Source organism: Microbispora sp. H11081 (genome assembly GCF_012999535.1).
Taxonomy (GTDB): Bacteria; Actinomycetota; Actinomycetes; order Streptosporangiales; family Streptosporangiaceae; genus Microbispora.
The window spans coordinates 145,512-161,443 of sequence record NZ_JABBWV010000008.1; the positions used below are offsets into that span (position 1 = coordinate 145,512).

The following is a 15,932-nucleotide window of genomic DNA, read 5'->3' on the forward strand; positions in this document are numbered from 1 at the left end:
CACGAGGGCTTCTTGCTCCCATAGCCAATTCCTGCTGGGTGAGCTGGACGAAAACACCACCCGAGAGTGCGCTTGCTCCCCCGTTTGATCCGGGTGCGCTGAATTCGACAGTTGGATCGCATGTCGCTTCTGGGGTTTCGTGCGATCCGCTCGCCGTCTCCGCCAATAACCTGGGCGGTCAGGGGTCGCTTTGAGAGAAATAGCACCACCGGCTGCCCACCTGCTCACCCAGGCCACCGCGGCGGCGGCCGCGTGATCAGAGCAGATCGCGTAGGCGCTCGGAAGTAAGGCCAGCCTGCCGCACGATTGAGGCAAGCGTGCCGACGGCCAGGGTGTCGTGCAATGGCACGATCACTGTGCGAGTCTCGTCTTCTGCGTGCAGGCGCAGCTTGCAATGGCTGCCCTTGGTGGCCACCACCTCAAAGCCGCACTTCTCCAGCGCGCGCACTACGTCAGTGCCGGAGCAGACCGGAAACTGGCGCGGGCTCATGCCGAGCGACGGATCTCGATCGGCGCCACGATCGGCTGCTGCGCAGTCTGGGGAAAGGGCTCGTCCTCGAAGTAGAGTTCCAGGGCGTCGCGGAGGCCGGCCAAGGCCTCGTCAACCGTCCGGCCCTGACTGGCCACCTCAACCTGGACGCAGCGCGCGACGTACCAACCCTCTTCGTCGGGGGTGACGGTCGCGGTCAAGGAGACGGTCTGGCTCATGCCGTTAGCGTACGCCAGCGCGCTTCGCCGGACCCGGCAGAAGGCACACGCAACCCCTCGCGATCTCCCAGGATGTTCCCGGCACGAAAGAAGCTCACGCCGCTGCCTCGGCACCCCCGACCTCCTGCCGCGTCGGTCAGGCCGGGTCTGTCCAATCATCAACGGCTCTGCCCCGTAATCGATGGTGGCACTATGTGATCGCCTGACATCCAAGATGCGCGGAAGATCCACAAGTCGTGGAGTGGTGTTCTCGAGGACCTGGTCATGGAGGTGGTGGCGGACGAGCACAACCTCATCCGGGTCACGGCCCGCACGAGCGATCAACCGATGCCGTGCCCGATCTCTAGGGTGCGACGAGTCGTACGAAAACGGCGGAGAGGCGAGATGAGCGCAGACGACAGAATCGAGCAGGCCAGACTGCTGTACGAGCGAGCAGTCTTCGGGGGCGACACCGACGCTATGACGGCGGCCGAGCGAGAGCTGGACGCGGTGGAGGCCGACCTCGCCCTCGCTCGGGGGCGTGTCATGCACGCGCGGTTCCTGGACAACAGGCACGAGAACCCTCACGAGTTGAGTGTGTTCGAGCGCGCGGCCGGACTCTACCGGCAGCTCGGAGACCTACGCGGTGAGGCGGAGGCCCTGTTCTGGATCGGCTGTTTCCATCAGGTCGTACGGAATGACGACGCCGCCGCGGTTCCCGTACTGGAACAGTCTCACCGGAAATCGGTGCACGCCGGTGACGCCCTGACCGCGTCCTATGCTCTCCGGCACCTGGGAATCGCAGATCAAAGGGCGGGCCGCCTGGAGTCCGCCCGGGAACGCCTGGAGGAGTCGACACGGCTCCGCCGTGAGGTCGGGTTCCTTCCCGGCGTCGCCGCCAACTTGATCGGACTGGCCTATGTCACCGCCGGGGAAGGCCGCCGCGACGAGGCGCTGGAATTTCTTGACGAGGCCGGCTCCATCGCCGAAGCTGCGCGGGCTTACGGCATTCTGCGCCAAGTCCAGGAGGCGCAGGCCCAACTGTAGAAACCGTCTTTCGCGAGTCAACTGGTGCAGCGACTGAAGGACGGCGCGTTAACCAGCAGTTCTCGCGCCGCGGGAACCGTGGTCACTCATAAGCTCAAAAGAGGTCACCCGCGTGGTCTCGGACGGCCTCTGAGCTGCGTGGACGATCGACGCGTACCACTAAAGCAGTGAATCTCCTGGGCCTCCGCCGCCGTCACGGGAGTGCCGTCAGCTACTCGCCAATGGCCATGTTCCGACATGCCTAGTTCCTTAACCCACCGTGCTTCTTGTCGTACAGCGGGCGATCGACGCCCTCCAGCGCCCATCCTTCCGCAGGCTGCGCCTATGTGCCACGGAGCGCACGAGGCTGGGCCTGCACCACGCCTAGCGCAAGCTGAGCGGGCGGTTCACAGAACATGGTCCAACCGACTATCACATGCCGCCTGACGTGCTGAAATGTCATGGAAAACAGTCCTAGCCGCGACGCGCATACGGCGTGGGCCTCTCTCTACAGCATCAGGCCCGAAGCGCCCAGCAGGCTAGCTCCTGATTACCAAAGCCCGTGTGATTTGCCGATAATGCCCCAGTGAATGAGAAGCGCTGCGAACGCTGTGATCTCTCTGTGGGCCTCGGCTGCTCCTGCTCAGGCCCATCAGCGACGATGTTCGTCCCCTTCGAGATCCTGATCTCGCCCAAGCGGTGCGCACACTTGCCGGACGGCTGCAATCACACGGCCGCACCGGAGCTTATGGAGAACGACTGGGGGCGGATTCGCCACCCTCGTCCAGGGCTGTGGACCAGCATCAGCCCGGATAGCCCCGCATGGGCTCAGAGCGGCAACCTGCACAGATTTACCGAACGACGATGCGGAGACTGCAACAACACATTCCCTGGCGCCAACTGATTAGAGATCTATCGCACGGGTCGGCGTCCCTGACTACTCAGCTAGGGACCGAGGATGCAGCGGCCCAGAACGAGCCCTCGGTCGGGCAGCGCCGTCTCCCGCCAGGCGGCACACTCGGCGGTCGACCCAACCAGGAAAAGCGTCCTCTATCGAAATGACCTCATCGCGCCGATGCTCACGAACCGCTTGCTCGGCACGAGCGAAGTCCGGATCGGACACCGCAGCCGCGTGTAGCCGCCACACACGCAACAACTCACGAAGTTGCTGGAACCGCCATACCTCGTGGGCCGCATCCAACGCGCTGTGGTACTCGCTGAGAAACTGCTCGTGCCACCGCTCCGGCAGCACACGCAAGATCTCCGCAGGGTCGTCCTCGGCGTGATGCACCGGCTCAGCAGCCATGTCCTCAGGCTATTGCGTGGTGCCGTCTGTCTCCTGCGATCCCACAGACGGCGATGGGCGCAGGGGCGGCACACCCACGCGAAGCAACACCAAACCGTCGTCGTCCCATTCGGAGCGCTTCTGCGGTGGCGGCAGCTCCACGCCTGCCAACCCGGCGGTAGAGGAGAACACCGCGCGCAGATGATCGACAAGTTCCTCGGCGCGGCGAACCGTCCGTGCGAGATCGTCCGGAGCCTCGACGCTGAGGCCGAGGACGGCCGCGCCCTCATCAGTGATCGTGATGATCGCTCCTCGGTGGTCGCGCCCTCTCAGGTAGAGCGAGAACCCGCCGCCGCTCCGGGGTCTCAACTCGTCGATCGCACACAGATCGGCATCGCTCCCCACCCCGAAAGGTAGACCCGCCGGAACGCGGCGAGCCGCTCATCACCCGGGTCATCGACATCGACGTACATGGAGATGAACCGATCGAGGATCGGTGGCCGAGGGTCCGCAACCCACACGTACGCATCGAGCCAGGGATACACGGACCCGAGCGTAGATCAGCGATGCGCCGACACAACGCTCACCCGGCGAATCAGCGGACACGGGAAGACTAGAAGAGGCCACCCGCGTGGTGGCGGATGGCCTCTGAGCTGCGTGGGCGATACTGGGATCGAACCAGTGACCTCTTCGGTGTGAACGAAGCGCTCTCCCGCTGAGCTAATCGCCCGGGATCATCTGCGCCTCGCGGCGCCGACGGGGAAAACCATACCGCACTCCAGGGGGTGATGGCGAAAGCACGGCACGGTCGCCTCGATCGTCCGGCCTTCGTCAACACCTTCGAAAGGTTCGCCAGACCGTCCCCGGCGTGGGGGTGTGGTGTCATAGCATCGTGATGCTCCATGCTCGACCTATACGCACGACCTGAGATCATTCGCCCGCAATGGCATCGCCGGCGCGGCCCCGCCGACACGCAAAGCAGAGGTTAGGACAAGCCTGTTGGTGATGTTTGAGCTGGTAGATGACCGAATGTCAAGCTGTGATCTGCGTTACAGAAGGGCCTGGAGGCGGAATCTTTCCTACGGGTCTCCTCGTTCGCCTCGTAGCGCGAGCGCCCGGCGAGGCCCGACCGCACAGTGAAGACGCAGTGACAGCCCCTGACAGGGGACCCGACGACGAAAAGGTTTGGCTGACGATGAACAGCACCACCGTCTCTGCCGAGCTAGGCCTTCGGCTTGTGGTCCCCGACCGTACGACCGTCCCCCTGCTCGCCGGCCTGAGCTACACAGCTGAGGATCCGTACGCCATCCGGATGGCCTTCCATGTGGGGAATGACGAGCCGGTCGAGTGGATCTTCGCCCGCGAACTGCTGACCGTCGGCATCGTGCGGCGCGTCGGCGACGGGGACGTCCAGGTGTGGCCGGCCCGGTCGGACGGCGAGCGCACGCTCAACATCAGCCTCACGTCGCCCTTCGGCCAGGCCCTGTTCGAGGTGCCGCTGGCCCCCCTCACCGAGTTCCTGCACCGGACCTACGAGCTCGTCCCCGCCGGCCGTGAAACCGACTTCATGGACCTGGACGAGGAGCTCACCAACATGCTCTGGAGTTCGTAGGAATCAGCCCGGCCTCCGCTGGAGCCCTCTCATACGCGCGATCTCGATCTGCTGGCCGGAGACGACGTCCTGCGCCATCGTCCGCATGGTGCGGTCCCGTCCCTGGCGCAGTTCCTCCGCCGCCATGCGCACCGCGCCCTCGTGGTGGCGGATCATCAGCGTGAGGAAGAGTTCGTCGAAGGCGCGTCCCCTGGCCGTACGCAACCGGGTGAGCTCCTCCTCGCTCGCCATGCCGTAGCCGCCCGTCCCCTGATCGCCCGTCCCCTGATCACTCGTGCCGTGGTCGTGGCCGGGCGGCGGCGTGCGGCCCAGTGCCCGCAGCCATGACTCCATCGCCGCGATCTCGGGGCGCTGCCCGTCCGCCACGCGGCTCGCGACCGCCGTCACCAGTGGGTTCTCTGTGCGGCCCGCGGCCAGCCCGGCCATCTCCAGCGCCTGCCGGTGATGCGGGATCATCGCCTCGGCGAACCGTACGTCCGCCGCCACCGGCCCTGCCTCCGCGGCCGGACGGCTGGGCGGCGGGGGGTCGGACTGCCCGGGGGCGCCGGGGACGACCACCGGGGCGTCTGCGCGCGCCGGTGGAGCGACGCCGGACGACGAGCATGCGGCCAGCGCGGGCGCAACTGCCAGCAGAACCGTTACCAATCCGGTCCGCACCGGTCGCGGGCTCGACATACCTTCCATGGTGGGCGATGATCCGCGGGCATGGGGGCGATGTGAGCAGACCGAGGCTGAAGGCCGCGCTGGTGGCGACCGTGATCCTGCTGTCCCCGGCCTGCGCCGCCACCGAGCCCGCGCCGTCGCCGACCGCTCGCGACGGCCTCCCGGCCCAGGACGAGATCAGGCACAGCCCCAACATGAAGCTGGTCGCCAACGTCCCCCTGGCGGCGCCCTTCGACGGCCCGGACGACTGGGGCACCGACATGGCCTTCCAGGGCCGCTACGCGTTCGTGGGCAACTACGGGGGCTTCACCGTGCACGACATCGGCGACCCCGAGCATCCGAAGGCCGTCGCGCGGGTGCGGTGCCCCAGCGGGCAGAACGACATCTCGGTCTCCGGCGACCTGCTGTTCCTGTCGGTCGACGAGCCCCGTACGGACGACACCTGCGCGAGCGATCTCGGGGACCCGGCCGCCGCGGGCGCCTGGGAGGGCATCCGAATCTTCGACATCTCCGACAAAACCCACCCGCGCTACCTGAAGTCCGTACGCACGGAGTGCGGCTCCCACACGCACACGGTCGTGCCGGGCAAGGACGACGAGACCGTCTACCTGTACGTGTCCTCCCCCGGCCCGAATCCGGACACCACGGGATGCGCCGCGCCCCACCAGAACATCTCGATCGTGGAGGTTCCCCGCCGTGAGCCCGGCAGGTCCCGGGTCGTGGCCAAGCCCGAACTGTTCGCGGGCAGACCGGCGGGTGAGGACCGCATCGGCGGCTGCCACGACATCACCGTCTACCCGGAGAAGGACCTGGCCGCGGGCGCCTGCTTCGGCGACGGCGTCCTGCTGGACATCTCCGACCGGGTGCGCCCCAAGCTGCTGCAGACCGTGCGCGACGAGGAGAACTTCTCCATCTGGCACTCGGCCACGTTCAACAACGAGGGCACCAAGGTCGTCTTCAGCGACGAGATGGGCGGCGGGGCCGCCGCCACCTGCCTGCCCTCGGTGAGCGCGACCAAGGGCGCGGACGCCATCTACGCGCTGACGCCGGAGCGCAGGCTCGTCCGGCAGGGCTTCTTCAAGATCCCCCGGGTCCAGGGCGAGACGGAGAACTGCGTGGCCCACAACGGCGCGCTGGTGCCCGTCCCCGGCCGCGACGTGATGGTCCAGGGGTGGTACATGGGCGGAGTCTCGGTCTGGGAGTTCACCGACCCCGCCCATCCGCGGGAGATCGCCTACTTCGAGCGCGGGCCGCTGGCGCCGGAGCTCCACCTGGGCGGCTCCTGGTCGGCCTACTACTACAACGGCTACATCTACTCCAGCGACATCACGAAGGGCCTCGACGTGCTGCGCGTGGACGACCCAGTCACCGATCCCGCCAAGGCCGTGCGCGTGAAGGAGCTCAACGCGCAGAGTCAGCGCTCCTACTGAGGATCACGGGTCGACGTCGGCCGCGGAACGCTCGGCGAAGACCTTCATGGCCTCCAGCGTGACCGGTCCTGGCGCCTGGGGCAGCACCTTCCCGTCCACGGCCCTGATCGGCTGGACGTCGCGGGTCGTGGAGGTCAGGAAGGCCTCCTCCGCGTCGTACAGCGCCGAGATCGGCACGTCGGCCTCCTCGCCGCCGCACCACTGGAGGGTGAGCGCGCGGGTCACGCCGGCCAGGCAGCCGGAGGCGAGCGTCGGGGTGATCAGGCGGCCGCCGGTGACGATGAAGATGTTGCTGCCCGTGCCTTCGCACAGGCTCCCGGCCAGGTTCTCGAAGATCGCCTCGGCGCCGCCGCGCTCCTTGGCGTACGCCAGGGCCTTGGCGTTGTCGCCGTAGGAGGTGCTCTTGACGCCGGCCAGCGCGCCGCGCTCGTTGCGCGGCCAGGGCACCACGACGACGTCGGCGGTGCTGGGGAACGGCGCCTGCTCGCCCACGATGACGATGGCGTTCGTGCCGGTCGATCCGCGGTCGGAGCCGAGCGGTCCAGGACCGCTGGTGTAGGTGATCCTGATCCGCGCCAGCGGCCACTTCGGCGCGGCGGCCAGGCAGCGGCGCACCCCGTCGGCGATCGCGGCGAGGTCGGGCTCGGGCAGGTCCATCCGCTTGGCGGAAAGCGCCAGCCGGTCGAGGTGGCGGGTGAGCGCGAAGGACTCCCCGTTCACCGCCTTGATCGTCTCGAACACGCCGTCGCCGACCATCAGCCCGTGGTCGTACACCGAGACCACGGCCCTGTCGGGCTCGTACAGCTCCCCGTTCACCCAGATGGGTACAGACATCTCCTGCTCCGTTCATTACCGATGTCGCGGGCCGTCCTCGGACGCGAGGCCGACGAGCCTGGCGGCCTTGAGCTCGGTCTCGTGCCATTCCCTCCGGGGGTCGGACCCCCAGGTGATGCCCGCTCCCGTACCGAACCGGATCGTGTCGTGCTCGATCCAGAAGGTCCGGATGCCGACAGCAAGCGCCCCCTCGCGCCTGTCGGCGTCGACCCAGCCCACGGCCCCACAGTACGGCCCGCGGGGCTCTGGTTCGAGCTCGTCGATGATCCGCAGCGCCGACGACTTCGGCGCGCCGGTCACCGATCCCGGAGGGAAGGTGGCGGCGAACAGCTCCGGCCAGCCGGCGCCGCCGGCCAGCCGCGCCCGCACCGTGGACACCAGGTGCACGAGCCCGGGGTGCTCCTCGACCGCGAACAGCGAGGGCACGGTCACCGAGCCTACCTCCGCCACACGGCTGAGGTCGTTGCGAACCAGGTCGACGATCATGAGGTTCTCGGCGTAGTCCTTGTCGAGGAGATCGTCGGCCGTCACGCCGGTGCCCTTGATCGGCCGGGACTCGACCATGTCGCCGCTCCTGGACAGGTACAGCTCCGGAGAGGCCGACACGACTGTCAGCCCCGGCACGCCGACCACCGCCGCGTACGGCGCGGGGTTGCCCTCGGCCAGCCGTGCGGCGAGGGCGAGGGGGTCCACGTCCGGGGAGGGCAGCGGCGCGGACAGGACGCGGCAGAGGTTGGCCTGGTAGACCTCGCCCCGCTCGATGTAGTCCCTGATCCGCCGGACGCCCCGCTCGTAGCCGTCCTGGTCCAGGGAGGTGGTCCAGGCGTCGCGGCCGGGTCCCCGCCACGGGCCGCGCGGCGGGGGCAGCGGGGCGGGCCGCACGTGGTCGAACCGCGCGCAGACGACCTTCCCCTCGTACGACACGACCACCGCCCACCAACCGGAGCCGTCGAGGGCGGCCAGGTCGGTGGTCACCTCTCTCAGGCCGGTGGCGAGGCGGCCCCCGATGTGGGCGAAGGCGTCGTGCACAGGTCTATTCTCCCTCCCCCGCCGCAGCCAGGGAGGCCGGGCGGGAGGGTCGGGCGTCGAGGTCAGGCGGGAACGGATCGGGGCAGCAGGCCGAGCAGCGCGCGGGCGGCCGGGAGCGGCGCCGTGCGCGGCAGGGCCGCGTACACCGTGCGGCGCGGCGCGAATTCGCCGAGCGACCGCAGCGCCACGTCCCCGCGTACGGCGGACGCGGCCATGGCGGGCACCAGCGTCACCCCGAGCCCGGCGGCCACATAGCCGAGCTTGCCGGTCCACTCCCCGATCCGCAGGTCGACCCTGGGCGCGAAGCCGGCCCGGGCGCAGGCGGCGCCGAGCATGGTCACCGTGCCGGGAGGGGCTCCCTCGATCCAGCTCTCGTCACGCAGGGCACGCAGGTCCACCTTGTCGTCCCCGGCCAGCGGGTGGTCGGCGGGGAGCGCGACGAGCAGTTCGTCCTCCAGCAGGGGGGTGACCTCCACCTCGGGACCCGCCCCAAGACCGGAGGGGTAGTCGCTCACCACCGCGATGTCGATCTCCGCGCGGCCGAGGCCGTCCATCAGCGCCGTGCTGAGGCCCTCCACCATGCTGACCGACACCTCGGGGCGGGCCGCGCGCAGTTCGCGCAGGGCGGCGGGGATGAGCACGGCGTTGGCCGTGGCGAACGCGCCGACCCGCAGGCGGCCGCCGGTGCCCTGGTGGATGGCGGCGAGCTCCTCCCCCGCCCGGCCGAGCCGCTCCAGCACCTCACGTGCGTAGCGGTGCAGGGTCCGGCCCGCGGGCGTGAGCCGCACGCCCCTGGGCAGCCGCGCGAACAACGGGCCGCCCGCCTGCGCCTCCAGGGACGCGATGCGCCGGGACACGGCTGATTGCGTGTAGTTGAGCTGCACCGCGGCGGCCGTGAAGGACCCCGTACGGGCCACGACGTCGAGCAGCACAAGCGCGTCGGTGTCGAACATGCTCCGATCCATGAGCGAGAGGAACCAGTGCCATGCGATCTGGTCGCTGGTGGGATGCGTTTTTTCTCCCATAGCATCCCAGGACATGATTGCTTTTCTCGGTCTGGGACGTATGGGCGTTCCGATGGCCGGCCGCCTTGTCGCCGCCGGCCACAAGGTGACCGTGTGGAACCGTACGCCACGGGACGTGCCGGGCGCGGAGGCGGCCCCCTCCCCCGCCGCGGCCGCCGCCGGAGCGGACATCGTGATCACCATGCTGAGCGATCCGGACGCCGTGTCGGAGGTGGCGCGTGCGGCGCTGCCGGGGCTGCGGCCGGGGTCCGTGCTGGTGGAGATGTCCACGATCGGCCCCGACGCGGTGCGGCTGCTGCGCGGCCTGCTCCCCGAGAGCGTGGGCCTGGTCGACGCCCCCGTGCTCGGCAGCGTGGGCCCGGCCGCCGAGGGCACGCTGGTCGTGCTCGCCGGAGGCGCCCGCTGGGACCTGGATCGCGTGTCGGACGTGCTGCGCGTGTTCGGGACCGTCCACGAGGCGGGTGGGCCGGGATCGGGCGCCGCGACCAAGCTCGCCGTGATGAGCGCGCTGGTGACGGCCCAGGTGGGGCTGGCGGAGACGCTGGCCTACGCGGACGCCCTCGGGGTCGGCCGCACCGCCCTGCTCGACGTCCTCGGGGCGACGCCGCTGGCCGGGCTCGCGGAGCGGCTGCGGCCGGTGGCCGAGTCGGGCCCGTTCGAGACGAGGTACGCCCTCGGCCTGGCCGCCAAGGACCTGCGGCTGGCCACCGAAGGGCCGGGAAGCGGCCAGACGGTGACCGCCGCCGCCCGCGACCTGCTCGCGGGGGCGGTCGCGGCCGGGCTGGCGGGGCACGACCTCACCGCCGTCGTCCCGTTCGCCGCGTCCCGGACGCCGGAGGCCCCCGCGCCGAAGGAGGTGCGGGCGCCGAAGGAGGTGCGGGCGCCGAAGGAGGTGCGGGCGGTCAACCCGCCCTCCGTCCCGGCGACCAACGGGCGCTACTCGCACGCCGTACGCTTCGGCGACCTGCTGTTCGTGTCCGGGCAGGTGGCGCTGGACGAGGACGGGAAGGTCGCCGGCGAGGGCGACATGACCCGGCAGTCCGAGGTCGTGATGGAGAACCTCGGCCGGATCCTGGCCGACCAGGGCTCGTCCTTCGACCGGATCCTGCACATCAGGACGTTCCTGACCGACATGGACCGGCTGCACGAGTACGCCGCGGTCCGCGGCCGTTTCCTCACCGGCGAGCCGCCCGCCAGCACGACCGTCGAGGTCGAGCGGCTGTTCCTGCCCGGCCTGGTCATCGAGGTCGAGGTGGTCGCCGCCCTCTGAGGTCCCTACGCCAGGGGGCCGACGGCGGACTCGGCGGCGGCGACCACGGCGCCGCTGCCGACCAGCCGGACGGCCGCCTCGATCTCCGGGGCGAGGAAGCGGTCCTCGCCCGGCCCGGGGACGGACTCGCGCAGCGCCGCGACGACCGCTCCGGTCCCCGGCGCAGGCGTGCGCGGCGCGCGCAGGTCGAGCGCGCGGGCGGCGGTGAGCACCTCGATCGCGAGCACGCGGGTGAGCCCGTCGACGGCGCGGCGCAGCTTGCGGCCAGCCGACCAGCCCATCGAGACGTGGTCCTCCTGCATGGCCGAGCTGGGGATCGAGTCGACGCTCGCCGGCGCCGCGAGCCGCTTGAGCTCGGAGACGATCGCCGCCTGGGTGTACTGCGCGATCATGTGCCCGGAGTCCACCCCGGGGTCGTCGGCGAGGAAGGCCGGTAGCCCGTGGCTGCGCGCCACGTCGAGCATGCGGTCGGTGCGCCGTTCGGCGATCGAGGCGAGGTCGGCCACCGCGATGGCCAGGAAGTCGAGGACGTACGCCACCGGGGCGCCGTGGAAGTTGCCGTTGGACTCCACCCGCCCGTCCGCCAGCACGACGGGGTTGTCGACCGCGCTGACGATCTCGCGTGCCGCGACGGCGGACGCGTGGGCGAGGGTGTCCCTGGCGGCCCCGGCGACCTGGGGGGCACACCGCAGGGAGTAGGCGTCCTGGACGCGGGTGCAGGAGCCGTCGCGGTGCGAGGCCATCACGCCCGAGCCTTCGAGCAGCGTACGCATGTTCGCCGCCGCCAGGGCCTGGCCGGGATGGGGCCGCAGCGCCTGCAGGTCGGCCGCGAACACGTAGTCGGTGCCGAGCAGCGCCTCCACGCTCATCGCGGCGCTGATGTCGGCGGTCGTGAACAGCCTGGACAGGTCGTGCAGCGCGAGCACGAGCATGCCGAGCATGCCGTCGGTGCCGTTGATGAGCGCCAGCCCCTCCTTGGCGGCCAGCTCGACGGGTTCGACGCCGCACTCCTTGAGCGCCTCGGCGGCGGGACGCAGGCGTCCCTCGGCGTCCCGCACGACGCCCTCGCCCATGATCGTCAAGGCGACGTGGGAGAGCGGGGCGAGGTCGCCTGAGCAGCCGAGGCTGCCGTACTCGTGGACGACCGGAGTGAGCCGGGCGTTCAGCAGGGACTCCAGCACCCGGGCCGTGGCGGGGCGCACGCCGGTGTGCCCGGTGGCGAGCGTGCGCAGGCGCAGCAGCATCATGGCCCGCACGACCTCGGTCTCCACCTCGGGCCCGGAACCGGCCGCGTGCGAGCGGACGAGACTGCGCTGGAGCTGGGCGCGCAGCGTGGGGTCGATGTGCCGGGTGGCGAGGGCGCCGAAGCCGGTGGACACGCCGTAGGCGGGGGTGTCGGCCTCCGCGAGCTCCTCGATCCGGCCCCGCGAGGCCGCCATCTCGGCGATCGCGTCGTCCGTCAGGCCGACCGGCGCTCCGTGCCTCGCCACCCTGACCACGTCGTCGAAGGAGAGCGGCCCGGGGCCGACGGCCACGACCTCGTTGTGGAGCATCGTCCCACTCTTTCACGTCGATACGCGCGTGCGCGCGCGTGCTGAGTAACTAGCGTATCTCAGCTTAGGTCCTTACATCCAAAGACCCTCTCCAGCCCCTCCCGTCCCACCGCCGTCACCCGGAGAGCCCGGGGCGCCGTGCCCCGTACGAGCCACTCCCGGGCCAGGAGCCGGTCCAGGACCGCGGCGCCCAGCGCCCCGCCCAGATGCGGCCGGCGCTCCAGCCAGTCGAGGCAGTCGGGGGCGAACCTTCTGCGGGCGCGGCGCACCCGCTCCACGTCCACCCCCAGCTCCTCGAGCGCCTCCGCGCCGCTCGCGGTCAGCAGGCAGCCCCCGTCGGCCACGGTCAGACGCCCCTCGCGCACCAGCGCGTCGTACAGCGCGACACCCACCCGGCCGGCCAGGTGGTCGTAGCAACTGCGGGCCTCCCGCAGCAGCACGGCCCGCCGCGACTGCCGCAGGGACCGTACGGCGACGCGCCCGCTGATCCGGGCCAGCACCTCGATGACGCGGGCGACGTCGGGGCCGGCGAGACGGTAGTAGCGATGCCTTCCCTGCTTGACCACCGTCACCAGGCCCCCGTCGAGGAGCCGGGCCAGATGGGAGCTCGCGGTGGGCGCGCTCACTCCGGCGATCGTGGCCAGTTCGCCCGCGGCCATCGCCCGGCCGTCGAGGAGCGCGGTGAGCATGGCGGCGCGGGCGCCGTCCGCGATCAGGGCCGCGACGGGGGCGATGTCGACGTCCCCCTCGGCCTCGGCCGTCGCCGGCCGCGGCGCGCCTCCCGCGGCACCGGGGATCACGGTGTGGGTGTGGTCGTGCGTGACGGACATGCTCCGACGCTAACGCGGCGACGGTTCGACGCGGCTGGAAACATCGGCCGCAACTCGCGGCGTGAGCAGGGAGAACGCCGCTGATTTGGGGAGTCGCGGGAGATTGGATAAAGTGCTCCACGTGAGTCCGGCCGAGAGCCGGGACGCGGAAGTGGCTCAGTGGTAGAGCATCACCTTGCCAAGGTGAGGGTCGCGGGTTCGAATCCCGTCTTCCGCTCGGAGCTTGACACTGTGCAGCTTGACACTGTCCGGCTTGTCACGGTGGAGTGGCCGAGAGGCGAGGCAGCGGCCTGCAAAGCCGCGTACACGGGTTCAAATCCCGTCTCCACCTCTTGGTTCGTCCAAGGGCGATTAGCTCAGCGGGAGAGCGCTTCCCTGACACGGAAGAGGTCACTGGTTCAATCCCAGTATCGCCCACCAGTATCACCGGCACGACAGGCCAGATCCCGGATTCGGGATCTGGCCTTTCTGTCGTCTGGTCGTTCCGCGACATGCAGCCCACCTATTGAAAGTGAAGTGGTGGGAGCCGCGTTCCACGCGGGCCTCGCCGGGTTCGCCGCGACGCTGCCGCGCCTCGTCATGCACATTCCCGCCGGTTTCATCGCCGACAGGATTCGACCGCCGCACGGTGCTGGCCGTCGCGCGACTCGGACGATTCACGACGCCGCGGCGCTCGAATTCGCGCCGCTGTCCGGGACGTGCACGATTCAGCCGCTGATCGCGCCCGGCCGCCGAACAAAACATCTTTTTATTGTTATAGCCGCATTACCGCCACGAGCGGCGTCCCCCGGACGCGGCCGTACGGCCGCCCGCCACAGCCGGTCGGGCGGCCTCTGGTGGCCCGCGGGTCAGTCGGCCCGCGTGGAGAGCTCGTCGAAGAGCTCCAGCGCGGCCCGGCGCACGTCGTCGGGCGAGATGCCGTCGAGGGTGCTGCGGGCCTGGGCGGCGTCGCGGGTCGTGGCGAAGGTGATCGCGACCGACTTCGCGGCCGCGTGGCGCAGTGATCCGGTGGGCGCGCTGTCGGCCAGTGCCTGCGCGCTCGCGGCCAGGTCGAGGTTGTCTTTGCCGAAATGAGTGGTCAAAGCGTTCTCCTGGTATGTGGCGTCCGCCTCATTATCCGCGATGCCCTCGTGACGAGGGACGGCACCCGCGTTGTTCGCGTGTCCCGTCCCGTTTCACCGCATCAGCGCCCCGCCAGGCGGGCGCGTACGACGAGGTCGTGCAGGGCGTCGTGGGCCGTCGGGGCGTCCGGCAGCGCGGAGGCGTCCCGGGCGTCCTCAAGGTGGGCGGTTAGCTTGTCGAGGTCGGCCGCCAGCCGTTCCGCGCAGGGCGCGCCCTGCGGCGGCCGGCCGTGCTCGGCCGCCCGCTTGGCCGCCACCAGGCCGGGCAGATACGACGGCCCGCCGTCCAGGAGCAGGGTCAGGTCGGCGACGAGCTCGCCCGAGCGCATGAGGTGGACGCCCGTCAGCAGCACCCGGAACGCGTAGAGCAGCGGCTTCAGCTCCCCCGTACGGTCGAACAGCCGCCGCTGGGTCCGGGCGAAACCGAGGTAGTGGTGGGCGTGGTGGCGGGTCAGGCAGCCGCGGGCGAGCGCGCGCAACTCCTCGTGCAGCGGTGAGGTCGTCACGACCAGCGGCGACAGCAGCTGTTCGAGGACGTAGCCGTTGCGGCCGAGCAGCAGCCGGCAGAACTTGGCGAGGTCGTGCGTGACGAGGTCGACCTCCACGCCCTCGCGCACCCATGACCGGGTCACCGTCTCCTCGGCCGCGCGCAGGCCGACGACCTCCTCCACGGGCAGCACGTGCACACCGCGCAGGTCGACGTCGGAGTCCACCGAGGGGAAGCCGTAGAGGTGCGCGCCGCTCACCGTGGCGAAGGCGAGCGGGTGCCGTTCTCCCGCGGCGATCTCGGGCAGCCAGGACGGCAGGACCTCGGTCACGTCGTCTTTCCTATCGTGGGGGTCGAAGGCCTTAACGAGGTCATAGGGCTCGTGGGAGTCACAGGGCCGACCTCCGCACGTCTGCCAGGAACTCCTCGACGGCCGCCCGGTCCGGCCGGGCCGGCAGCGCGCTCCCGGCCCGCTCGTCCAGCTCGGCCAGCAGCCGCCCCCGCCATTCCAGCACCTCACCCCAGGGCGTCCGGCCCCGCCGTACGGCGAGCAGCCGGTCGCGGTGGGCGCTCACGTCGATCAGCGGCTCCCCGCGCCCGGCCAGGTGAACGGCGGACAGCAGGAGCCGGATCATGTGCATGGCCATCTTCCAGCGCCTGGCGTCGTCGTCCGGAGACGGCGGATCCTGCGGCCGGATACGGCGGAACTGCCGTTCCGCCGACCCCGCGAACGCCCGCTCCGCCTTCCCGGACAGGAACGCGCGGCGCAGCGCCAGCAGCCGCTCCCCCCACGGGGTGGCGAGCTCCACCAGCGGCGACCACAGGCACTCGAGCACGACCGGGTTGCCCTCCAGCGCGAGCACGCAGAACCGCTCGACCTCCCAGGAGAACTGCTCGGGCAGCGGCCCCTCCACGTGGTCCGGCGGTTTGTCGAGCCGCCAGAACATCGGGGTGGGCGTCACGAAGACCCCACGCCGGTCGACGTCCGACCCCTCGATCTCCAGCCCGTACGCGCGCGAGCCGATCACGACCGACAGCACGGTACCGGCAGGGACAGCCAGGGTCATGTCACCAGATCTC

At 70.3% G+C, this 15,932-nt stretch carries 17 protein-coding genes and 4 tRNA genes; 7 read left to right on the forward strand and 14 right to left on the reverse strand.

The genetic code is table 11. From position 1 onward, the window contains the following. Positions 1-256: 256 nt before the first annotated feature. Positions 257-448, reverse strand: a complete 192-nt coding sequence (locus HHX31_RS21285) for a type II toxin-antitoxin system HicA family toxin (protein ID WP_311932144.1) — start codon at positions 446-448, stop codon at positions 257-259. 38 nt (positions 449-486) lie between these two features. Then, a complete protein-coding gene (locus tag HHX31_RS21290; RefSeq protein WP_169950082.1) occupies positions 487-708 on the reverse strand; it encodes a type II toxin-antitoxin system HicB family antitoxin in 222 nt (73 codons plus the stop codon). A 264-nt stretch (positions 709-972) separates the two neighbouring features. On the opposite strand from HHX31_RS21290, the gene HHX31_RS21295 reads away from it, so the two are divergent. Beyond that, on the forward strand, positions 973-1,734 hold the full coding sequence (locus tag HHX31_RS21295) for a tetratricopeptide repeat protein (protein WP_211590113.1): 762 nt from the start codon (positions 973-975) through the stop codon (positions 1,732-1,734). 916 nt (positions 1,735-2,650) lie between these two features. Here the strand turns inward: HHX31_RS21295 and HHX31_RS35980 are convergent. The 3 genes from HHX31_RS35980 to HHX31_RS21305 all read right to left on the reverse strand — a co-directional run bounded on the left by HHX31_RS35980 (position 2,651) and on the right by HHX31_RS21305 (position 3,728). Then, positions 2,651-3,019 carry a DUF6247 family protein gene (locus HHX31_RS35980; protein WP_396711400.1) on the reverse strand — a complete coding sequence of 123 codons (369 nt, stop codon included), beginning with the start codon at positions 3,017-3,019 and terminating at the stop codon, positions 2,651-2,653. Positions 3,020-3,028: 9 nt separating this feature from the next. After that, positions 3,029-3,403 (reverse strand): hypothetical protein, encoded by a 375-nt coding sequence (locus tag HHX31_RS21300; protein WP_169950083.1) that lies wholly within the window; start codon positions 3,401-3,403, stop codon positions 3,029-3,031. 253 nt (positions 3,404-3,656) lie between these two features. After that, positions 3,657-3,728: transfer RNA gene (locus HHX31_RS21305), tRNA-Val, on the reverse strand. Positions 3,729-4,193: 465 nt separating this feature from the next. Here HHX31_RS21305 and HHX31_RS21310 point away from each other — a divergent pair. Continuing rightward, complete coding sequence (locus HHX31_RS21310) at positions 4,194-4,610, forward strand: SsgA family sporulation/cell division regulator (protein ID WP_036329836.1); 417 nt, start codon at positions 4,194-4,196, stop codon at positions 4,608-4,610. Positions 4,611-4,613: 3 nt separating this feature from the next. Here HHX31_RS21310 and HHX31_RS21315 read toward each other — a convergent pair whose 3' ends face one another. Beyond that, positions 4,614-5,285 carry a DUF305 domain-containing protein gene (locus HHX31_RS21315; protein ID WP_169950084.1) on the reverse strand — a complete coding sequence of 224 codons (672 nt, stop codon included), beginning with the start codon at positions 5,283-5,285 and terminating at the stop codon, positions 4,614-4,616. 41 nt (positions 5,286-5,326) lie between these two features. Between HHX31_RS21315 and HHX31_RS21320 the strand changes: the two genes are divergently transcribed. Beyond that, a complete protein-coding gene (locus HHX31_RS21320) occupies positions 5,327-6,703 on the forward strand; it encodes a hypothetical protein (protein ID WP_311932146.1) in 1,377 nt (458 codons plus the stop codon). 3 nt (positions 6,704-6,706) lie between these two features. On the opposite strand, the gene HHX31_RS21325 is transcribed toward HHX31_RS21320, so the two are convergent. The 3 genes from HHX31_RS21325 to HHX31_RS21335 all read right to left on the reverse strand — a co-directional run bounded on the left by HHX31_RS21325 (position 6,707) and on the right by HHX31_RS21335 (position 9,519). Continuing rightward, positions 6,707-7,537 (reverse strand): aminotransferase class IV, encoded by an 831-nt coding sequence (locus tag HHX31_RS21325; RefSeq protein WP_169950085.1) that lies wholly within the window; start codon positions 7,535-7,537, stop codon positions 6,707-6,709. 15 nt (positions 7,538-7,552) lie between these two features. Then, positions 7,553-8,566 (reverse strand): chorismate-binding protein, encoded by a 1,014-nt coding sequence (locus tag HHX31_RS21330; RefSeq protein WP_169950086.1) that lies wholly within the window; start codon positions 8,564-8,566, stop codon positions 7,553-7,555. A 62-nt stretch (positions 8,567-8,628) separates the two neighbouring features. Next, a complete protein-coding gene (locus tag HHX31_RS21335) occupies positions 8,629-9,519 on the reverse strand; it encodes a LysR family transcriptional regulator (RefSeq protein WP_169950087.1) in 891 nt (296 codons plus the stop codon). 85 nt (positions 9,520-9,604) lie between these two features. Here HHX31_RS21335 and HHX31_RS21340 point away from each other — a divergent pair, with 85 nt between their 5' ends. Continuing rightward, positions 9,605-10,861, forward strand: coding sequence for an NAD(P)-binding domain-containing protein (locus tag HHX31_RS21340; RefSeq protein ID WP_169950088.1), 1,257 nt, complete (start codon positions 9,605-9,607; stop codon positions 10,859-10,861). 5 nt (positions 10,862-10,866) lie between these two features. On the opposite strand, the gene hutH is transcribed toward HHX31_RS21340, so the two are convergent. Then, a complete protein-coding gene (gene hutH / locus HHX31_RS21345; RefSeq protein WP_169950089.1) occupies positions 10,867-12,414 on the reverse strand; it encodes a histidine ammonia-lyase in 1,548 nt (515 codons plus the stop codon). A gap of 59 nt (positions 12,415-12,473) precedes the next feature. Further along, positions 12,474-13,244 (reverse strand): helix-turn-helix transcriptional regulator, encoded by a 771-nt coding sequence (locus HHX31_RS21350; RefSeq protein WP_169950090.1) that lies wholly within the window; start codon positions 13,242-13,244, stop codon positions 12,474-12,476. Positions 13,245-13,389: 145 nt separating this feature from the next. Between HHX31_RS21350 and HHX31_RS21355 the strand changes: the two genes are divergently transcribed. The 3 genes from HHX31_RS21355 (at position 13,390) to HHX31_RS21365 (ending at position 13,664) form a co-directional block, all read left to right on the forward strand. After that, positions 13,390-13,461: transfer RNA gene (locus HHX31_RS21355), tRNA-Gly, on the forward strand. A 43-nt stretch (positions 13,462-13,504) separates the two neighbouring features. Beyond that, positions 13,505-13,575, forward strand: a tRNA-Cys gene (locus tag HHX31_RS21360). 14 nt (positions 13,576-13,589) lie between these two features. After that, positions 13,590-13,664: transfer RNA gene (locus tag HHX31_RS21365), tRNA-Val, on the forward strand. A 428-nt stretch (positions 13,665-14,092) separates the two neighbouring features. On the opposite strand, the gene HHX31_RS21370 is transcribed toward HHX31_RS21365, so the two are convergent. The 3 genes from HHX31_RS21370 to HHX31_RS21380 all read right to left on the reverse strand — a co-directional run bounded on the left by HHX31_RS21370 (position 14,093) and on the right by HHX31_RS21380 (position 15,919). Next, complete coding sequence (locus HHX31_RS21370; protein WP_169950091.1) at positions 14,093-14,326, reverse strand: hypothetical protein; 234 nt, start codon at positions 14,324-14,326, stop codon at positions 14,093-14,095. Positions 14,327-14,427: 101 nt separating this feature from the next. After that, positions 14,428-15,183, reverse strand: coding sequence for a DNA polymerase beta superfamily protein (locus HHX31_RS21375; RefSeq protein ID WP_169950092.1), 756 nt, complete (start codon positions 15,181-15,183; stop codon positions 14,428-14,430). Positions 15,184-15,241: 58 nt separating this feature from the next. Beyond that, entirely contained in the window at positions 15,242-15,919 is a 678-nt protein-coding gene (locus tag HHX31_RS21380; RefSeq protein ID WP_169950093.1) for a DNA polymerase beta superfamily protein, read from the reverse strand. Positions 15,920-15,932: the final 13 nt, after the last annotated feature.